Below are 17,339 nucleotides of genomic sequence, written 5' to 3'. Positions count from 1 at the left end.
TCGGCTCGCGCATGACCTCCGCGTGCTCAGTGCGATTCGATCGAGCCGTCGCTATGCGGATAGGTGACGATGCCCCACGCGAGCGGCAGTTGACCAATCTGCGTGACCGGCTGATAACTGCGCGCGTCGAGCACATAAACGGCATCGGAGCGCCCGCATGCGACCAGCAGCTTTGTGCCGTCGGGCGTAAAACTGAAGTGCCAGCAACGCTGACCGACCGGCACGTCGGCAAGATGCTCGTAGCTCTTGCCGTCGAATACCTGCACCGTCTTGTCGCGTGCCGCCGCGACGAAAAGCCGCTTGCCGTCGGGACCGTAGGCGACGCCGTAAGGACCCAGTTTGGTATCGACGGTCTTCTTCACCTTGAACGTGCGCGCGTCGATCACGACAAGTTTGCTCAGCGACTCCAGCGTGACCACGTAGTCCTTGCCGTCCGGCGACAGGCGAATGCCACGCGGACGCCCGCCCGCCGCGAGCTTCACGGTCCTCACGGGCGCGCCCGTGCGCGCGTGATAGACGGAGACAGTATCGTCGCCTTCGTTGGTGACGAGCATGTTCTTGCCGTCGCGTGAAAATTCGATGCCCTCGGTTTCGTGGCCGCTCGTCACCGAGCGCACCACGCGCCAGCTTTTCATATCGACGATAGCGATCTCGGCGGGCGGTTTGTTGGCGTCGTCATCGTCGTCGGCGTGGGGTTTGCCGGCTTGCGCTTCGCCTGGCTTCTCGGCTGGTTTCCCAGACTGTCCGCTCGCTGCAGGCGGGCCGCCGTCTTCGCCCGGCTCATACGTCACATACGCATAGCCGTTGTGCACGCGCACAAACTCCGGGTTCTGACCGATCTTCACCCGCTGCACGACTTCGCCTGAAGCCGTATCGATCACGGCAAGATCGCCCGTGTTCTTGTTGGCGACCAGCAGGCGCGAGCCGTCCGCATTGAGGCTCAGGCCGCGCGGGCCGTCCGCGCCTACGGGGAAGGTTCGGGTCAACGTCATCTTGTCGAGATCGATCACACCCACGCCGCCCTTCTCGCTCGTCACATAGGCGAGAGGCGCCGCGGCATGCGCCGAAGCGGCGCCGAACGCCGTCGCCGCGACCATACCGGCCGCGATCAAGGCTGAAACGATGGGGCGTCCCCGTGTTGTTTTGCGAAACCGTGTCTCCAGCATGTGTTCTGCTCCGTTGTAAAAGCACTGTGCCGCACAAGGCCGGCATTCAAGCAAAGTAGTTCATTAGAGGATCGTTTGACAACGGACGAAGGCGGGAGATTTTCCCGAATTGACCTGGCAAGGCCGCTAACGGTACTAAAACACCGGGCCGCGGCGGACAATGAACGCGGCGGCTCGACGAGTCGAAGGAAACGGTCATGCAGCACTATGGTCTCGCGAATGTCTGGCAAAGCGGCGATTTCATCACGCGCGCGATTCTCGGCATATTGTTCATCATGTCGATCCTGTCGTGGACGGTTATCGTCGTCAAGCTGTGGCATGTGCTGCGCATCAAGCGAGTAACCGGGCGCACCGACGCGCAGTTCTGGCAGGCCGACAACTTCGAACATGGGCTCAGGAACCTGGGCGGCCTTGCGGGCCACGGTAGTGAGGCATCGGCTGAGGCGCTGCGCGACAATCCGCTGCTCGCTCTCGCGATGGCCGCATCTGAGGCGGCTGCGCATCATCGCGACACCAGGCCGCATTTGCAGGATCGCATCGACGTATCGGACTGGATCGCGCGCCGCCTGCAAGGCAGCATCGACGACGCCGTCGCGCATATGCAAAGCGGCCTCGCGGTGCTGGCGTCGATCGGCAGCACCGCGCCGTTCGTCGGGCTCTTCGGCACGGTGTGGGGCATTTATCATGCGCTGATCGTGATCGGCGAAACGGGTCAGGCGTCGATCGATCATGTGGCCGGACCGGTCGGCGAGTCACTCATCATGACCGCGTTCGGGCTCTTCGTCGCGATACCGGCCGTGCTCGGGTATAACGGGCTCACGCGCGCAAACAAGTCGATCGTCACGCGGCTCAAGCGCTTCGCACATGGACTGCACGCGTACTTCGTGACGGGTCTGCAATTGCCGCACGGATGATGGACCGTTAAACGATGCGTTATCGCCCGTCAAAGAATCTCTGAATTCAAATCGCGTGCGCGCTCCGCTATCGTGGCTTGCATACCGGCGGTATGCAGTCATGCACTCATGCAGTCACGCATCGCGCCGGCTCTCCATCACTGCGAGAGGACCGGCCCATGCAAGCCCTGATCTTCGATGTCGACGGCACGCTTGCCGATACCGAAAGCGCGCATCTGCACGCGTTCAACGCGGCGTTCGCGCAAGCCGGTCTCGACTGGCACTGGGACGAAGCGCTCTATGTGCGCCTGCTGGAAGTAGCGGGCGGCAAGGAGCGTCTGCTGCACTACTGGCGCATCGTCGATCCCGAGGAGGCGGAAGGCCCCGGCGTGAGCCGCGTGATCGACGCGGTGCATGCGATCAAGACGCGTCACTATGCGGCGCATGTTCGCGATGGCGGCTTGCCGTTGCGGCCGGGCATCGCGCGCCTGATCGATGAAGCGCGTGCGGCCTCCATACCAGTCGCCATCGCGACCACCACAACGCCCGCGAATCTCGACGCGCTGTTGCACGGACCGTTCGGCCCCGAATGGCGCAGCCGCTTTGCCGCGATTGGCGATGCAAGCACGACGCAGTCAAAGAAGCCCGCGCCCGATGTTTATCTCGACGTGCTTCGTCAACTCGGCCTCAAAGGCCAGGACTGCATCGCGTTCGAAGATTCCGCGAACGGCTTGCGCGCGGCGCGTGCAGCGTTTGTTCCGACTATCGTGACGCCGACAGCGTACACGGCGCATCATTCCTTCGACGGCGCGCTCGCCGTGCTGCCTCATCTCGGCGATCCGCATGCGCCGCTCGCTTCGACGGCTGCGAACGAGAATGAGCGGCCCGCATGGGTGGATCTCGACACATTGCGCGGCTGGCATCGCAATGCGTTGAGCGAGGCTGCGGCCGTATGACGACGCCGCCGGTTTTTTCGCCTGAAGCGCTAACGCTAACGCAAGCGTTGCCGCGATCACGAACGCGCGCCGTGCTGATCGACCTCGACGGCACCATGGTCCACACAGCGCCGGATATTGTCGAAGCGGTGAGCTGCATGCTCGCCGATTTCGATCAGCCGCCGTTGCCCTTCGACACGGTCAGCAGTTTTATCGGCAAAGGCGTGCCGAACCTGGTTAAGCGCACGCTCGAAACGGCGGCGCTCGATGGACGAGTCGACATGGACGCCGCGCTCGCGGTGTTTGATCGGCACTATCGGCAGACGAATGGGCGCTTCGGTCATGTTTATCCGCACGTCGCCGCAGGTCTTCGCGAGCTCGCACGGCTCGGCTATCGGCTCGCGTGCGTGACCAACAAACCGGAGGCGTTGGCCGCACCGCTGCTGCGCATGACAGGACTCGCGCAAGATATCGACGTACTGGTCGCAGGCGATTCGATCGACAGCATGAAGCCTGCACCGCAACCGCTGTGGCACGCGTGCCGGTTGCTGGATGCAGACGTGGAATGCAGCGTTCTGGTGGGCGATTCGCCCGTCGATGTCAGCGCGGCGCGCGCGGCGGGCGTGCCGGTGTTTATCGTGCGCTACGGCTATGGCGGCCCGGATGGCGCGACGGCCTTGCAGTGCGATGCGTTAATCGATTCGTTCGCGCAGTTGCCCGATCTGCTTGCGCTGCGCGATGAGCGCTTGAACGCCGATGCAGGGTCGTAGTTCTCGCAGTCCACTATGAAAACGACCCGGACACTTACGCGTCCGGGTCGTCGGTTTCTCTGCTGCAAGCAAGCTCGCCAACAAGCTCGTCAACAAGCCGCTACAGCAGAATCAACCGCAGCGGAACATCAGAACTTATGACGGATACCGACGATCGCCAGCGCCTGCGAATCGGTGCCGTTGTAGCCATACGAACCGATCGAAGCCTGCGCGTCCTGCGTCGTGCCATCGGCGAGACGCTGCGTGCCGCTCGCGTGCTGATAGGCCGCGACCGCGTAGAAGTCCGTGCGCTTCGAGATGTTGTAGTCCGCGCCGATGCTCAACTGGTGGTAATGCGCCGACGTGTCGCCGGATGCAGCCGTGTACGCGTAGCCCAGACCCGCGACCAGTGCCGGCGTCGCCTGATACGCAACGAAGGCTTTACCGCTGTTGTACTTCTCGGTGCCGGTGAAAGTGGACGCGCCGTCGCTCTTCAACTGCGTGTTGCTATACGAAGCGCCGAGCGTGATCGGGCCGAGCGCGTATTGGCCGCCGATCTGCGCGATGCTGACCGATTTCGCCGTCACGTAGCCGTCGTTGATATGGCTGTCGAAGATCGAATCGGTCGTGCTGCTCGCCCAGCTCGAACGCGCGGTCGTGGACGATGCGTTGGTCGCGCGCAGGTAGCCGCCGGCGAGCGAGAACGGACCGTTCGAGTACGACACCGCGCCGCTATAGGTGTAACCCTGACCCGCCTGACCCGCGACGCCGCTGAATGCATACAGTGCTTCGAACTGCAGGCCGGCGTAGTTCGGCGACACGTATTTGACCGCGTTCGATACGCGCGCGCTGTTGTCGTTGTTGTCGACGTCGCCCGGCGTTGCGAAGGCGGAGCCGAAGAAGTTGTCGGCCGTGACGCCCTGCACCATGTCCGTGATCGGATCGTACTGGCGGCCGGCCGTCACCGTGCCCCACGTCGCGCCCGTCAGGCCGACGAACGACTGGCGGCCGAACTCGCGCGAGCCCTGACCGAGTTTGCCCGTGCCGACGTCGAAGCCATTTTCCAACGTGAAGATCGCCTTCAGGCCGCCGCCCAGATCTTCCTGGCCCTTCAGGCCCCAGCGGTCGCCGCTCAGATTGCCGTTGAGCATGCCCGCGAGATTGCTGCCCGAGCTGGCGTTATGCACATAGCCGATGCCGGCGTCGATCACGCCGTACAACGTCACGCTGTTCTGTGCATGGGCGGACCCCGCCGCGACCAGCAGTGCGAGAGAGGCGGAAGTCAATGCTGTCTTTTTCATCCTTGTTCCTTTATTCACGTTTCAGAAAGACATTGCGGACGCGCAGCATACCTTGATTAATTTAAAAATCAATAAAAGCGTTTGGAAATTCCAACACGATTAGTATCGCCAATTGATTACAAATAATTAAGGGCTATGTGCGAACACATAGCCCCGAGCCCGGCGCAACGACTTTCCCTGCGTGGAGACGTGGAGAAAGAACCGAACGGGATGCATTTAGCCAGCGCGATAGTGTGAAGTCAAGCGGCGGTCGATTGAGTTTCCTTTCCTGATCTTTTCACGCTCTCTTTATCGCGGCTTTATATTTCATTTTATTAATTCGCCTTTCCATTTCTAATTATCAAAGCGGGACGATCGAATCAAGAGAATCCCGGTTCAGTGACAGCCTATTGCACAACCATGGCCCGCGCGCCGCGCCCGTCGGCATGCACTGGCTTTTTCTCGCGAATGCTGGCTCTCCCACATACTGGCGGTGCGGAGCTTGTCATGCTGACGACTCAGGCGCGCGCGCGAAAAGGAGGTCGCCATGTCGGTCTATGTGGATGAAGGATTCCGGCCCTGTGTCACGGAGCGCGCAACGGTCGCGTTCAGGGTCTGCTGGGACGACCGGGCGCAGGTTTTCGAAGTCAGCGCGGACGCGCTCATTGCCTATTGCGGCGCGGCAAGCGCGCGCAAGAAAGACTTGCTGCTCGCGTTCGAGGGCGCGCAAAGCGAGATCCTCACGGTGGCCGCGCGCAAGTGGACGTTCCGGCCGACAGAGCCAGTGCCACTAGGCGTCGACGAATTCCGTATGATCATGCATTAGTCCACCCATTCGCCATGCAAGCACTGCGCCATGACCTGGATCGCCGCCCTGCCGATGTACAACGTCACGCCCTCGCTGGAAAACGAGTGGCGCGGGTGGCTTGCGGACGTGCTGCGCATGGTCAAGCCGGCGTGCCGCATCGTCGATCCCGATGAAGAATTGCACGGCTTCTGGCGGCGGCCCAATCTGCTGATTTCACAAACCTGCGGTTATCCGTTGATGCACGGTCTGCGCGAGCAGGTGCAACTCGTCGCGACGCCGCGTTTCGACGCGCCCGGTTGCGAAGGCGCGCATTACTCGAGCGTCATCGTCACGCGCGCCGACGCGCCGTTCGATACGCTCGCCTCGTGCCGCGGCGCGCGCGTTGCCTACAATCAGGACGATTCGAATAGCGGCATGAACGCGCTGCGTCATGCAGTGGCGCCACACTCGCAGGAAGGTGCGTTTTTTCGCGCAGCGCTGCGCACCGGCTCGCATGTCGGTTCGTTGCGGGCCGTCGCGGACAATCACGCGGACGTCGCCGCGATAGATTGCGTGACCTTCGCTTTCGTCTGCGATGAAATGCCGGAACTGGCGCGGCAGGTTCGACGCATCGGCATGACAGCGGCGTCGCCGGGTCTGCCGTTGATTGCGTCCGACACCGTGCCGGCCGCGACTGTTGAAGCACTGCGCGACGCACTGAACGAAGCGCTGGCATTGCATCCCGAACGCGCAAAACGCCTGCGTTTGCAGGGGTTTTCCGCGTTGCCGCTCGAGGACTACGAGCGCATCGCGCAGCTTGAGAGCGAGGCGCGCGCGGTGGGGTATACGCGGCTTGGTTGATACGGCGCCGATTGGCTCAGCCTGTCGGCGCGCTTATTCCCGCGCTACTGCACGTCCAGCACCAGAAGCTGCGCGCCGTCGGCAACCTGATCGCCCACCGCATACAGCACTTCCGACACAACGCCGGCCGCCGGCGCGCCGATGGTGTGCTCCATCTTCATCGCTTCCATCACGATGAGCGGCGTGCCCTTCTCCACCACCGTCCCCGGCTCGACGAGCACCGCGATCACCTTGCCCGGCATCGGCGCGGTCAGGCGGCCTTCGCCGTGTTCCGCATCCGCGGCGTGCGCGAGCAGGTTCTGCCACTCGAACGCCAGTGCGTGACCGAGGCAGAACACATGAAACGTATCGCCGTCGATAAACACGCGCCCCGTGGCCCGCGCGTCGCCGATGGTCGCGCGATACTCATGCAAGCCCGAACCGCTCGACCATGTGAAGCCTTCGCGCAGACCGTCGTGTTCGAGCGTTTGCGTGCCGCCGTCGCGCGCGAACGTGACCATGAACGCATTGTCGTCTTCGACACTGCGCCAGCCTAGCGTCTGCGCGTAGCCGCCATTCAGACGCCAGTGCGACAGCGCATCCCAGGGCGACGCGCCATGCGCGGTGCCGCCTTCGCGCGTGAGCAACGCGCCGCATGCGAGCGCGAGCGCTTCCTTGAAAGGCCTTTTCACAGGCGCGAACAGGGCCTCGTGATGCCGTTCGATCAGACCGGTGTCCAGATCGCCGCTCGCAAACGGCTCGCTTTCGACAATGCGCTGCAGAAACTCCACATTCGTATGCGGCCCGACCACTTCGCATGCGTGCAGTGCACGGCTCATTCGCGCGAGTGCTTCTTCTCGCGTCGCGCCGTGCACGATCAGCTTTGCGATCATCGGATCGTAGAACGGCGTGATCGTGTCGCCCTCGCGCACGCCGCTGTCGATACGTACCGGCGCTTTACGGCCCGGCTCGCCAAGGCCGGCCGCGTCGATCGCGAATTCCACGCCTTCAGGCATGCGCAAATGCTTGAGCGTGCCGGTGGACGGCAAGAAGCCGCGCGCCGGATGCTCGGCGTAGATGCGCGCCTCGATGGCATGGCCGTCTATCTTCAACTGATCTTGCGTCAGCGGCAACGGCTCGCCTGCGGCCACGCGCAGTTGCCATTCCACCAGGTCCTGGCCCGTCACCATCTCCGTGACCGGATGCTCGACCTGCAGACGCGTGTTCATTTCCATGAAATAGAACTCGCCGGTAGCCGTCATGATGAACTCGACCGTGCCCGCGCCGACATAGCTCACCGCGCGCGCGGCAGCGACCGCGGCCTCGCCCATTTCACGCTTTATTTCCGCGGACAATCCCGGCGCGGGCGCCTCTTCCAGCACCTTCTGATGACGACGCTGCACCGAGCAGTCGCGATCGAACAGATAGACCGCGCCGCCGTGACGATCCGCGAAAACCTGCACTTCGACGTGGCGCGGCCGCGTCAGATACTTTTCGATCAGCACGCGATCGTTGCCGAAGCTGCTCGCCGCCTCGCGCTTGCACGAAGCGAGCGCCGCCACGAAATCCTCGCTGCGCTCGACCACGCGCATGCCCTTGCCGCCGCCGCCCGCGCTGGCCTTCAGCAGAACCGGATAGCCGATCGAATCCGCCTCGCGATGCAATAGTTCGGGGCTCTGATCGTCGCCGTGATAGCCGGGCACGAGCGGCACCGCGGCCGCATGCATCAGCGCCTTGGCGGCGGCTTTCGAACCCATCGCCGCAATCGCTTCGACCGGCGGTCCGATGAATACGATGCCCGCCGCTTCGCATGCGTGCGCGAAGTCTTCGTTCTCCGACAGAAAACCGTAGCCCGGATGCACCGCCTGCGCGCCCGTCGCGCGTGCCGCTTCGATAATGCGCTCGATGCGCAGATAGCTTTCCGCCGCGCTCGCGCCGCCGATATGCACAGCTTCGTCGCACGCGCTCACGTGTTTGGCATCGGCATCCGCATCCGAATAGACAGCGACGCTCGCGATGCCGAGCCGCTTGCAGGTCGCCGCGACGCGGCACGCAATCTCGCCCCGGTTGGCGATCAGGATCTTGTTGAACATATGTTGTCTCGATCTCGGGATATTCTTCTGGTGAACGCCTCAAGGCGCCGCGCAATGTCGGTGAGCCGCACGTCAGTCGCGCCAGGCGGGCGTACGCTTTTCGAGGAACGACGCGACGCCTTCGCGGCCTTCCGCACCGGCTCGCGTGCGAGCGATGCGCGCCGCCGTGTCTTCGATCAATGCATCGTTCAGCTCGCGGCCGGCCATGTCCTGCACGAGTTGCTTGCACGCGCGCACCGCTTCTGGACCGTTGGCGCAGAGCGTTTGCGCGATCTGCTGCACGGTGGCGTCGAGTTGCTCCGCGCTGACCGCTTCGCTCACGAGCCCGAGGCGCAGCGCGGTCGCGCAGTCGAACTGCTCGGCGGTGATGAAGTAGCGCCGCGACGCCTGCTCGCCCAACGCGCGTATCACGTACGGCGCGATGGTCGCCGGAATCAGGCCGAGACGCGCCTCAGAAAGACAGAAGCGCGCGCTTTCCACCGCGACCACGATGTCGCACGCGGACAAGAGGCCCATGCCGCCCGCGTAGGCGTCGCCGTTCACGCGCGCGATCACCGGCTTGTTGCAGCGATAGATGGACGACAGCATGTTGGCGAGCAACATTGCGTCGGCGCGGTTCTCGTCGTGCGAGTAGCCGGCCATCTTCTTCATCCAGTTCAGATCGGCGCCCGCGCAGAACGCCTTGCCGTTCGCGGCGAGCACGACTGCGCGCACATCGTCGCGTGTGTTCAGCGCCGTGAAGGCCGACGTGATGTCGGCGATCATCGTTTCGTTGAACGCATTGCGCACGTCAGGACGATTCAGCGTGACGGTCGCGACGTGTCCGGCGATCTCGACATTCAGCGTTTCATAGTGCATCGTGGCGGCTCCCATGCGTCGCGCTCTGTCACATCCGGAACACGCCGAAGCGTGTGTCTTCGATCGGCGCATTCATCGCCGCCGACAAACCGAGGCCGAGCACGTCGCGCGTTTGCGCCGGGTCGATCACGCCGTCGTCCCACAGGCGCGCGCTGGCATAGTACGGGTGCCCCTGATGCTCGTACTGCTCGCGAATCGGCTGTTTGAAGGCTTCTTCTTCGTCGGCGCTCCATGAACCGCCGCGGCTTTCGATGCCGTCGCGCCTGACCGTGGCAAGCACCGACGCGGCCTGTTCGCCGCCCATCACCGAAATGCGCGCGTTCGGCCACATCCACAGGAAGCGCGGCGAATACGCGCGGCCGCACATGCCGTAATTGCCCGCGCCGAACGATCCGCCGATGATCACCGTGAACTTCGGCACCTTCGCCGTGGCAACGGCCGTCACCATCTTCGCGCCGTTACGCGCGATGCCTTCGTTCTCGTACTTGCGGCCCACCATGAAACCCGTGATGTTCTGCAGAAACACGAGCGGAATCTTGCGCTGGCAGCATAGTTCGATGAAGTGCGCACCCTTGAGCGCGGACTCCGAAAACAGAATGCCGTTGTTTGCAATGATGCCGACCGGATGCCCCCAGATATGCGCGAAGCCGCACACAAGCGTCGTGCCGTAGCGCGCCTTGAATTCGTCGAATGCCGAGTCGTCGACGATGCGCGCGATCACCTCGCGAATGTCGAATGGCTTGCGCGTGTCGACGGGAATCACGCCGTACATGCTCTTCACGTCATAGCGCGGCGGCTTCGGTTCCTGCAACGCGACCGGCACATGCTTCGTACGATTCAGATTGCCGACGATGCTGCGCGCAATCGCCAGTGCATGCGCGTCGTTCTGCGCGAGATGATCGACCACGCCGGAAAGACGCGTATGCACGTCGCCGCCGCCGAGGTCTTCCGCGCTCACCACTTCGCCGGTTGCCGCCTTGACGAGCGGCGGACCGCCGAGAAAAATCGTGCCCTGGTTCTTCACGATGATCGACTCGTCGCTCATGGCCGGCACATACGCGCCGCCCGCGGTGCACGAGCCCATCACCACGGCAATCTGCGGAATGCCCGCAGCGGACAGATTCGCCTGGTTGTAGAAGATGCGGCCAAAGTGGTCGCGGTCGGGAAACACGTCGTCCTGATTCGGCAGATTCGCGCCGCCCGAGTCGACCAGATACACGCACGGCAAGCGGTTTTCCGCGGCGATTTCCTGCGCGCGCACGTGCTTCTTCACGGTGACCGGATAGTAGGTGCCGCCCTTGACCGTCGCATCGTTGCAGACGATCACGCACTCGTGGCCCGCAATTCGCCCAATGCCGGTGATGACGCCCGCGCCCGGCGCGTCGTCGTTATACATGCCGTAAGCCGCGAGTTGCGAGAACTCGAGAAACGGCGTGCCCGGATCGAGCAGCTTTTCGATGCGCTCGCGCGGCAGCAGTTTGCCGCGGCCCGTGTGCTTTTCGCGCGCGGCCTGGCCGCCGCCCAGCGCGAGTTTCTCGACCTTCGCGCGAAGATCGTCGACCAGCGCCTCGAGCGCGGCCGCGTTGGCGCGAAAGTCGTCGGAGCGCGGATTCAGCTTGGATTCGATGATCGGCATCGCGTCGTTCTCCTCGTTGGCCCGGCTTACATCGTTTCCGCAAACAGCTCGCGGCCGATCAGCATGCGACGGATCTCGCTCGTGCCCGCGCCGATTTCATAGAGCTTCGCATCGCGCCACAGACGTCCAACCGGATACTCGTTGATATAGCCATTGCCGCCGAGAATCTGGATCGCTTCGCCCGCCATCCACGTGGCTTTTTCGGCCGTGTAGAGAATCACGCCCGCACAGTCCTTGCGAACCTGGCGCACGTGCTCCGTGCCGAGTGTATCGAGTTGACGGCCGACCGCGTACAGATACGCGCGGCACGCCTGCAACGTGGTGTAGAGATCGGCGACCTTGCCCTGAATCAACTGGAATTCGCCGATCGACTGGCCGAACTGCTTGCGGTCGTGGATATACGGCACGACCGCGTCCATCACCGCGACCATGATGCCGGTCGGGCCGCCCGCGAGCACGGCGCGCTCGTAATCGAGCCCGCTCATCAGCACCTTCACGCCGCCGTTCAGTTGACCCAGAATGTTTTCTTCGGGCACTTCGACGTCCTGAAACACGAGTTCGCCCGTATGCGAGCCGCGCATGCCGAGCTTGTCGAGCTTCTGCGCAACCGAAAAACCCTTCATGCCTTTTTCGACGATAAACGCGGTAATGCCGCGCGAATTCGCTTCGACGTCGGTCTTTGCATACACAACCAACGTGTCGCAATCGGGGCCGTTGGTGATCCACATCTTCGTGCCGTTCAGCACGTAGTGGTCGCCTTTCTTGTCGGCGCGCATCTTCATGCTCACGACGTCCGAGCCCGCATTCGGCTCGCTCATCGCGAGCGCGCCGACATGCTCGCCGGAGACGAGCTTCGGCAAGTACTTCTGCTTTTGCGCGTCGGTGCCGTTGCGATGAATCTGGTTCACGCACAGATTCGAATGCGCGCCGTATGAAAGACCGACCGACGCCGACGCGCGCGAGATCTCTTCCATCGCGACCATATGCGCGGTGTAGCCCATGTTCGCGCCGCCGTATTCCTCGGAGACCGTCATGCCGAGCACACCGAGATCGCCGAATTTGCGCCACAGGTCCATCGGAAACTGATCCGTGCGATCGATCTCGCCGGCACGCGGCGCGATTTCTTTCGCAGCGAACCCGGCAATGCTGTCGCGCAGCATTTCGATTTCTTCGCCGAGTGGGAATTGCAAACCGGGCAGGTTGCTCATTGCTGTGTCTCCAGAGTTCATTGGCGACCGGCTGGCTTTGCCGGCGAATTCGTGTGTGGCCACGTCTGCGGCCGTATGCGGAATCGCATCTTCCGATCTTTAAGGCGCGACGTTCAACGCGCATTTCACGCCAGATTCACGTAAGCGTCAATAGGTATTTTTGAGTGTCACTCAGAAAACGGGTTGACCCGGTTCATTGGCTTGCCGCTTGTGATAGCATCGAATCGACCGGGTTTTCCATACGAAGCTCGCCGATAAATTTGACCCCGACTCATATGACGGTTGCTATCAAGCCCGAACTGCCCGCGTCGCGCCGCCAGCCGGCCGGGCGCAAGTCGCAGCAGCGCGTGAAGGAAATCCTTCAGGCGGGCCGCGACGTGTTCTCCGAAAAGGGCTATGAACGCGCGACAACCGCGGAGATCGCTCAGCGGCTAGGCGTTTCCGAGGCCACCGTGTTCAGCTATTTCCGCGGCAAGCGCGAGTTGTGCGCGCGGGTGATCGGCGACTGGTACGACGAAATCATCGGCGCAATCGAATCCGGACTGCCGCGCGACGGCACCGTGCGTCAACAGTTCGCGTTCATCGTGCGCACGCATTTGCGGCTGATGCTCGTGAACGGCACCGACCTCTGCGCGCTCGTGCTCTCGGAAGGCCGCGCGCGGCATCATGAATTGAGCGAAGCGCTGACCGAATTGCAGCGCCGCTACACCGCACCGTTGATGCGCGTCCTGGCGCAAGGCCAGGAAAGCGGCCAGATTCGCGCGGACATGCCGTTGCGTTTATTACGCTCGATGGTGTTCGGCCCGATGGAACACGTGTTGTGGGACGCGACGCTGGCGAAGCGGCATACCGACATCGAAGCCACCGCGGATCAGTTGATCGAAGTCCTGTGGGCCGCGTTGACGCCGCCCGATCCCGCGGTGAATGCATTGCAGCAGTTCCGCGCGGAAGTGGCGGAAGCCAATCGGCGTTTCGACGAAGCCACGCGTGAAACGGCCGCGCGCGCTACGAACCCGGCGGCGAGTAGCGAGTAGCGCCTCCAGGCCGCCATCAGCACCGCTGTTGTAGTTCCAGCAATGCAGCGTTTCAACGCATCGACCGTTGATCTGCTTGACAGTGTGCTTATACACACATAGAGTGCTTCCCATGAACCGCCCTATCTCCTACGACGAATGCAACTGTTTTGCGCTGCGCCAGGCGGCACGTCATGTCACGCAAATCTATGAGCGCCATCTCGGCCGAGTGGGCTTGACGGCTGCCCAGTTCACGATTCTCGCCAAGCTCGCGCGCACGCCCAATTTGCCGATATTGGACCTGGCGGACGCCATGGTGATGGAGCGCACCACGCTCCTGCGCGCGATGAAGCCCTTGCAGCGCGACGGACTGGTGGTGGCCGAATCGGCGGAACACGACGGCCGCACGTTTCTGTTCAGCCTGACGGAGCAAGGCGAAGCCATGTTCGATCAGGCCGCCATTGCGTGGCGCGCCGCGCAGGACGAATTCGAACAGAAGTTCGGCCGTGCGCGCGCCAAAATTCTTCGTACCGAACTCTTTAGCATCACCGACTAATTAGCGACTCGCCTGCTCGTTCAAACAGCGATCAGCTCGCCCTTAAATGTGCATATGCACTAACTGATAAGGAAACGCGGAAATGCAAGAACTGTTCGACGACGATTGCTTCGCAATCCGCCAGGCTGCGCGCTATGTCTCGCAAATATACGACCGGCACCTCGCTCATGTTGGGCTCACGATTACGCAGTTTTCGCTGCTGGGAAGGCTTAGACGCACTGGCGCGATGACCATGAAGCAAATGGCCGAAGCCATGCGCATGGAACGCACGACCCTCGTTCGCACCGTTCAGCCGCTGCGCCGCAACGGCCTCGTGTCGAGCGACGCACTCGGCGCCGACGCGCGCGCGCTGACCGTCACGATCACGCGAGCGGGCGAAGAACGTCTGAAGGCGGGCGGTCAACATTGGCAGGCCGCGCAAGCCGAATTCGAGCATCGTTTCGGCGAACGGCGCGCGGCCGCATTGCGCGGCGAACTGTTTGCCGTCACCCACGATTCCAACTGAAGTCGCGGACACAGCGACATGCGGCTCGCGCAATCGTCGGGCCGCTTTTTTTCAACGTAAAGAGTGCATACACACAGGCCGACAACATGTCCACTACTCCATCGACTATCGCCCCGCCGAGCGCGGCGCAGACCGCGAGACCGGCACGGCGCATTCCGTGGATGCTGCTCGCGATCATCACCGTGCTTGCCGTGCTCGCGCTTGCGGTCTCGTACTGGTTCTTCGTCGGCCGCTTCTACGAGACAACGGACGATGCTTACGTGGGCGGCGACGTCACCGTGATGGCGCCGAAAGTCAACGGCTTCGTGACGAACGTGCTCGTGCGTGACAATCAGTTTGTCCACGCGAACGACGTGCTGATCCAGCTCGATGCACGCGATTACGACGCGCGGCTCGCGCAAGCCAGAGCGGAAGTGCGGAGCGCGCAAGCCGCGGTGATCGAGCTGCAGGCGAAGAAATCGTTGCAGCTCGCCACCATCAACCAGCAGGCCGCCGAAGCGCGCGCGTCCGGCGCCGAATTGACGCGCAGCGCCGCGGATCAGACGCGCTACCGCGAACTCGTGAAGGACGATGCGGTGTCGAATCAGGTCGTCGAACGCGCGGATGCCGATCTCGTCAAGGCACGCGCGGCGGTCGATCGCAGCGCGGCCGCGTTGACCGCGGCGCAACGCCAGATTGCCGTGCTCGATGCGCAGATCGGCGACGCCGAGGCGCGCATCGCGACAGCGCAAGCCGCCGAGCGCGTGGCGGCGTTGAACGTGGAGTACACGACCATTCGTGCGCCGATCGACGGCTATATCGGCAATCGCACCGCGCGTGTCGGCGTGCTGGCGAGCGCGGGTGTGCCGCTCCTGACCGTGGTGCCGTCGGGCGGATTGTGGATCGACGCCAACTTCAAGGAAGACCAGTTGAAGAAGATGCGCGTGGGCGACAGCGTCGACGTCGATCTCGACGCCTTCAGCACGCCCATCCACGGCGTGGTGGAAAGTCTCGCGCCGGCCACCGGCGCGACGTTCAGCGTGCTGCCCGCGGAAAACGCCACCGGCAACTTCACGAAGATCGTGCAGCGCGTGCCGGTGCGGGTGCATCTTACTGTGCCGAAGAACATGGAGGGCGCGTTGCGTCCGGGCCTGTCGGCCACGGTGAAAGTGCATGTCGATAGCGGCAAGACGCCGGCGCGCGGCTGAGCCCATCATGACGCAAGCTCTCGCCAACTCCGCCGGCCCTGCCACCCCCGCCACGCCCGCCGCCCCCGCCAATCCCGCCGAGCTGCCGACGCGAATCAAAGTCCTCGCCTTCACGCTGATGTGCGTCGGCTTTTTCATGGCAACGCTCGACATCCAGATCGTTGCGTCGTCGCTGAAGGACATCGGCGGCGGCTTGTCCGCGAGTCAGGACGAACTCTCGTGGGTGCAGACGTCGTATCTGATCGCCGAAATCGTGGTGATTCCGATGTCCGGCTGGCTCACGCGTGTGTTTTCCACGCGCTGGGTGTTCGCGTTTTCCGCGCTCGGCTTCACGATTGCGAGCATGTTGTGCGGCCTCGCGTGGGACATCAACTCGATGATCCTGTTTCGCGGCCTGCAAGGCGCGCTCGGCGCCGCGATGATTCCGACGGTGTTCACTACCGCGTTCGTGCTGTTTCCCGGCAAGCAACGGCTGATTGCATCGACCACGATCAGCGCGCTCGCCACGCTCGCGCCGACCATCGGCCCGGTGATCGGCGGCTGGATTACGTCGCAATGGTCGTGGCACTGGCTGTTCTATCTGAACCTGGTGCCGGGTGTCGCCGTCGCGCTGCTGGTGCCGAAATATGTGCACTTCGACAACGCCGACCTGTCGCTGCTGAAGAAGGGAGATTACTTCGGCATCCTTTTGATGTCAGGCTTTCTGGCTTGCCTCGAATACGTGCTGGAGGAAGGGCCGCGCAAGAACTGGTTCGGCGACGACGTGATCGTGACGTGTACGTGGATCACGGCGATTTGCGGCTTTCTGTTCATCGTGCATGCGTTCACCGCCAAAGAGCCGATCGTCGATCTGCGCGCGTTGGCCGTCCGCAACTTCGGCATCGGCAGTCTGCTGTCGTTCATTACCGGCATCGGCATTTTCTGCGCGGTGTTTCTGACGCCCGTGTTCCTGTCGCGTGTGCGTGGTTTCGATTCGCTGCAGATCGGCGTGGCCTTGCTATCGGTCGGCTGTTTTCAGTTGGCCGCGATGGTGGTGTACTCGGTCGTCGCGCGCTTCGTCGACATGCGGATTCTGCTGGTGATCGGTCTCGTGCTGTTCGGCCTCGGCTGCTATCTGTATGTGCCGTTGACCAGTCAATGGGGCTGGCGTGAGTTGCTGATCCCGCAGGCGTTACGCGGCATCGGCCAGCAGTTCTGTATTCCGCCGATTGTGACGATGGCGCTCGGTTCGTTGCCGATGTCGAGGCTTCGTTCCGCTAGCGGCCTCTTTAATCTGATGCGCAACCTCGGCGGCGCGATCGGCATTGCGGTGAGCAGCACGATGCTGAACGACCGCCTGAACCTGCACTACGAGCGGCTCGATGAACATCTGAACGCGGGGCGCCCGGTCGTCCAATCGGTGTTGCAACAGCAGACTGCGCATTTCGCGGCAGTCGGCGGCAACGCGTTGAACGCGGCCAACGCCGGACTCGCGCAACTGCACGCGCTGCTGATGCGCGAAGCGCTCGTGCTCACGTTCTCCGACACGTTCTTCGCGTTGTCGCTGTGTTTCGTGGTCGGGCTGTTGAGCGTGCTGTTATCGCGGCCGTTCGGTAATGCAGCGCCGCCGCCCGATGCCCATTAAGGAATTCGA

General features: G+C 63.0%; 16 protein-coding genes. 10 read left to right on the top strand and 6 right to left on the bottom strand.

Translation table 11 applies throughout. The features are described 5' to 3' along the window. Positions 1-26: 26 nt before the first annotated feature. A complete protein-coding gene (locus ABIE53_RS26650; RefSeq protein ID WP_006046566.1) occupies positions 27-1,166 on the bottom strand; it encodes a YVTN family beta-propeller repeat protein in 1,140 nt (379 codons plus the stop codon). A gap of 197 nt (positions 1,167-1,363) precedes the next feature. Here ABIE53_RS26650 and ABIE53_RS26645 point away from each other — a divergent pair, with 197 nt between their 5' ends. The 3 genes from ABIE53_RS26645 (at position 1,364) to gph (ending at position 3,764) form a co-directional block, all read left to right on the top strand. Further along, positions 1,364-2,080, top strand: coding sequence for a MotA/TolQ/ExbB proton channel family protein (locus ABIE53_RS26645; protein ID WP_006046565.1), 717 nt, complete (start codon positions 1,364-1,366; stop codon positions 2,078-2,080). A 158-nt stretch (positions 2,081-2,238) separates the two neighbouring features. Beyond that, positions 2,239-3,015: an HAD family hydrolase gene (locus tag ABIE53_RS26640; RefSeq protein WP_006046564.1), complete on the top strand. Its 777-nt coding sequence runs from the start codon at positions 2,239-2,241 to the stop codon at positions 3,013-3,015. Next, positions 3,012-3,764 carry a phosphoglycolate phosphatase gene (gph, locus tag ABIE53_RS26635; RefSeq protein ID WP_006046563.1) on the top strand — a complete coding sequence of 251 codons (753 nt, stop codon included), beginning with the start codon at positions 3,012-3,014 and terminating at the stop codon, positions 3,762-3,764. The genes ABIE53_RS26640 and gph overlap by 4 nt, the downstream gene beginning before the upstream one ends. Positions 3,765-3,892: 128 nt before the next feature. Here the strand turns inward: gph and ABIE53_RS26630 are convergent, their stop codons facing one another. Beyond that, positions 3,893-5,044, bottom strand: a complete 1,152-nt coding sequence (locus ABIE53_RS26630) for a porin (RefSeq protein ID WP_006046562.1) — start codon at positions 5,042-5,044, stop codon at positions 3,893-3,895. A gap of 526 nt (positions 5,045-5,570) precedes the next feature. On the opposite strand from ABIE53_RS26630, the gene ABIE53_RS26625 reads away from it, so the two are divergent. Further along, on the top strand, positions 5,571-5,849 hold the full coding sequence (locus tag ABIE53_RS26625; protein WP_006046561.1) for a DUF1488 family protein: 279 nt from the start codon (positions 5,571-5,573) through the stop codon (positions 5,847-5,849). Positions 5,850-5,879: 30 nt separating this feature from the next. Further along, positions 5,880-6,671: a phosphate/phosphite/phosphonate ABC transporter substrate-binding protein gene (locus tag ABIE53_RS26620; RefSeq protein ID WP_006046560.1), complete on the top strand. Its 792-nt coding sequence runs from the start codon at positions 5,880-5,882 to the stop codon at positions 6,669-6,671. A 44-nt stretch (positions 6,672-6,715) separates the two neighbouring features. Here the strand turns inward: ABIE53_RS26620 and ABIE53_RS26615 are convergent, their stop codons facing one another. The 4 genes from ABIE53_RS26615 to ABIE53_RS26600 all read right to left on the bottom strand — a co-directional run bounded on the left by ABIE53_RS26615 (position 6,716) and on the right by ABIE53_RS26600 (position 12,445). After that, entirely contained in the window at positions 6,716-8,743 is a 2,028-nt protein-coding gene (locus tag ABIE53_RS26615) for an acetyl/propionyl/methylcrotonyl-CoA carboxylase subunit alpha (RefSeq protein WP_192699232.1), read from the bottom strand. Between the two features lie 72 nt (positions 8,744-8,815). Then, a complete protein-coding gene (locus ABIE53_RS26610; protein ID WP_006046558.1) occupies positions 8,816-9,601 on the bottom strand; it encodes an enoyl-CoA hydratase/isomerase family protein in 786 nt (261 codons plus the stop codon). A 28-nt stretch (positions 9,602-9,629) separates the two neighbouring features. Then, entirely contained in the window at positions 9,630-11,237 is a 1,608-nt protein-coding gene (locus tag ABIE53_RS26605) for a carboxyl transferase domain-containing protein (protein WP_006046557.1), read from the bottom strand. A 26-nt stretch (positions 11,238-11,263) separates the two neighbouring features. Further along, on the bottom strand, positions 11,264-12,445 hold the full coding sequence (locus tag ABIE53_RS26600; RefSeq protein WP_006046556.1) for an isovaleryl-CoA dehydrogenase: 1,182 nt from the start codon (positions 12,443-12,445) through the stop codon (positions 11,264-11,266). Between the two features lie 275 nt (positions 12,446-12,720). Here ABIE53_RS26600 and ABIE53_RS26595 point away from each other — a divergent pair, with 275 nt between their 5' ends. The 5 genes from ABIE53_RS26595 (at position 12,721) to ABIE53_RS26575 (ending at position 17,330) form a co-directional block, all read left to right on the top strand. Further along, on the top strand, positions 12,721-13,479 hold the full coding sequence (locus tag ABIE53_RS26595) for a TetR/AcrR family transcriptional regulator (RefSeq protein WP_006046555.1): 759 nt from the start codon (positions 12,721-12,723) through the stop codon (positions 13,477-13,479). Positions 13,480-13,591: 112 nt separating this feature from the next. Beyond that, the gene (locus ABIE53_RS26590) at positions 13,592-14,014 is read left to right on the top strand and encodes a MarR family winged helix-turn-helix transcriptional regulator (RefSeq protein WP_006046554.1); all 423 of its coding nucleotides are present in this window, start codon (positions 13,592-13,594) and stop codon (positions 14,012-14,014) included. A gap of 82 nt (positions 14,015-14,096) precedes the next feature. Further along, entirely contained in the window at positions 14,097-14,519 is a 423-nt protein-coding gene (locus ABIE53_RS26585) for a MarR family winged helix-turn-helix transcriptional regulator (RefSeq protein ID WP_006046553.1), read from the top strand. Positions 14,520-14,605: 86 nt separating this feature from the next. Further along, on the top strand, positions 14,606-15,706 hold the full coding sequence (locus ABIE53_RS26580) for an HlyD family secretion protein (RefSeq protein ID WP_006046552.1): 1,101 nt from the start codon (positions 14,606-14,608) through the stop codon (positions 15,704-15,706). A 7-nt stretch (positions 15,707-15,713) separates the two neighbouring features. Next, positions 15,714-17,330, top strand: a complete 1,617-nt coding sequence (locus tag ABIE53_RS26575) for a DHA2 family efflux MFS transporter permease subunit (protein WP_006046551.1) — start codon at positions 15,714-15,716, stop codon at positions 17,328-17,330. Positions 17,331-17,339: the final 9 nt, after the last annotated feature.

This window comes from Paraburkholderia sp. OAS925 (assembly GCF_040543975.1).
In the GTDB taxonomy this organism is placed as follows: Bacteria; Pseudomonadota; Gammaproteobacteria; order Burkholderiales; family Burkholderiaceae; genus Paraburkholderia; species Paraburkholderia graminis.
This window is presented reverse-complemented; position numbering and strand designations above follow the sequence as displayed.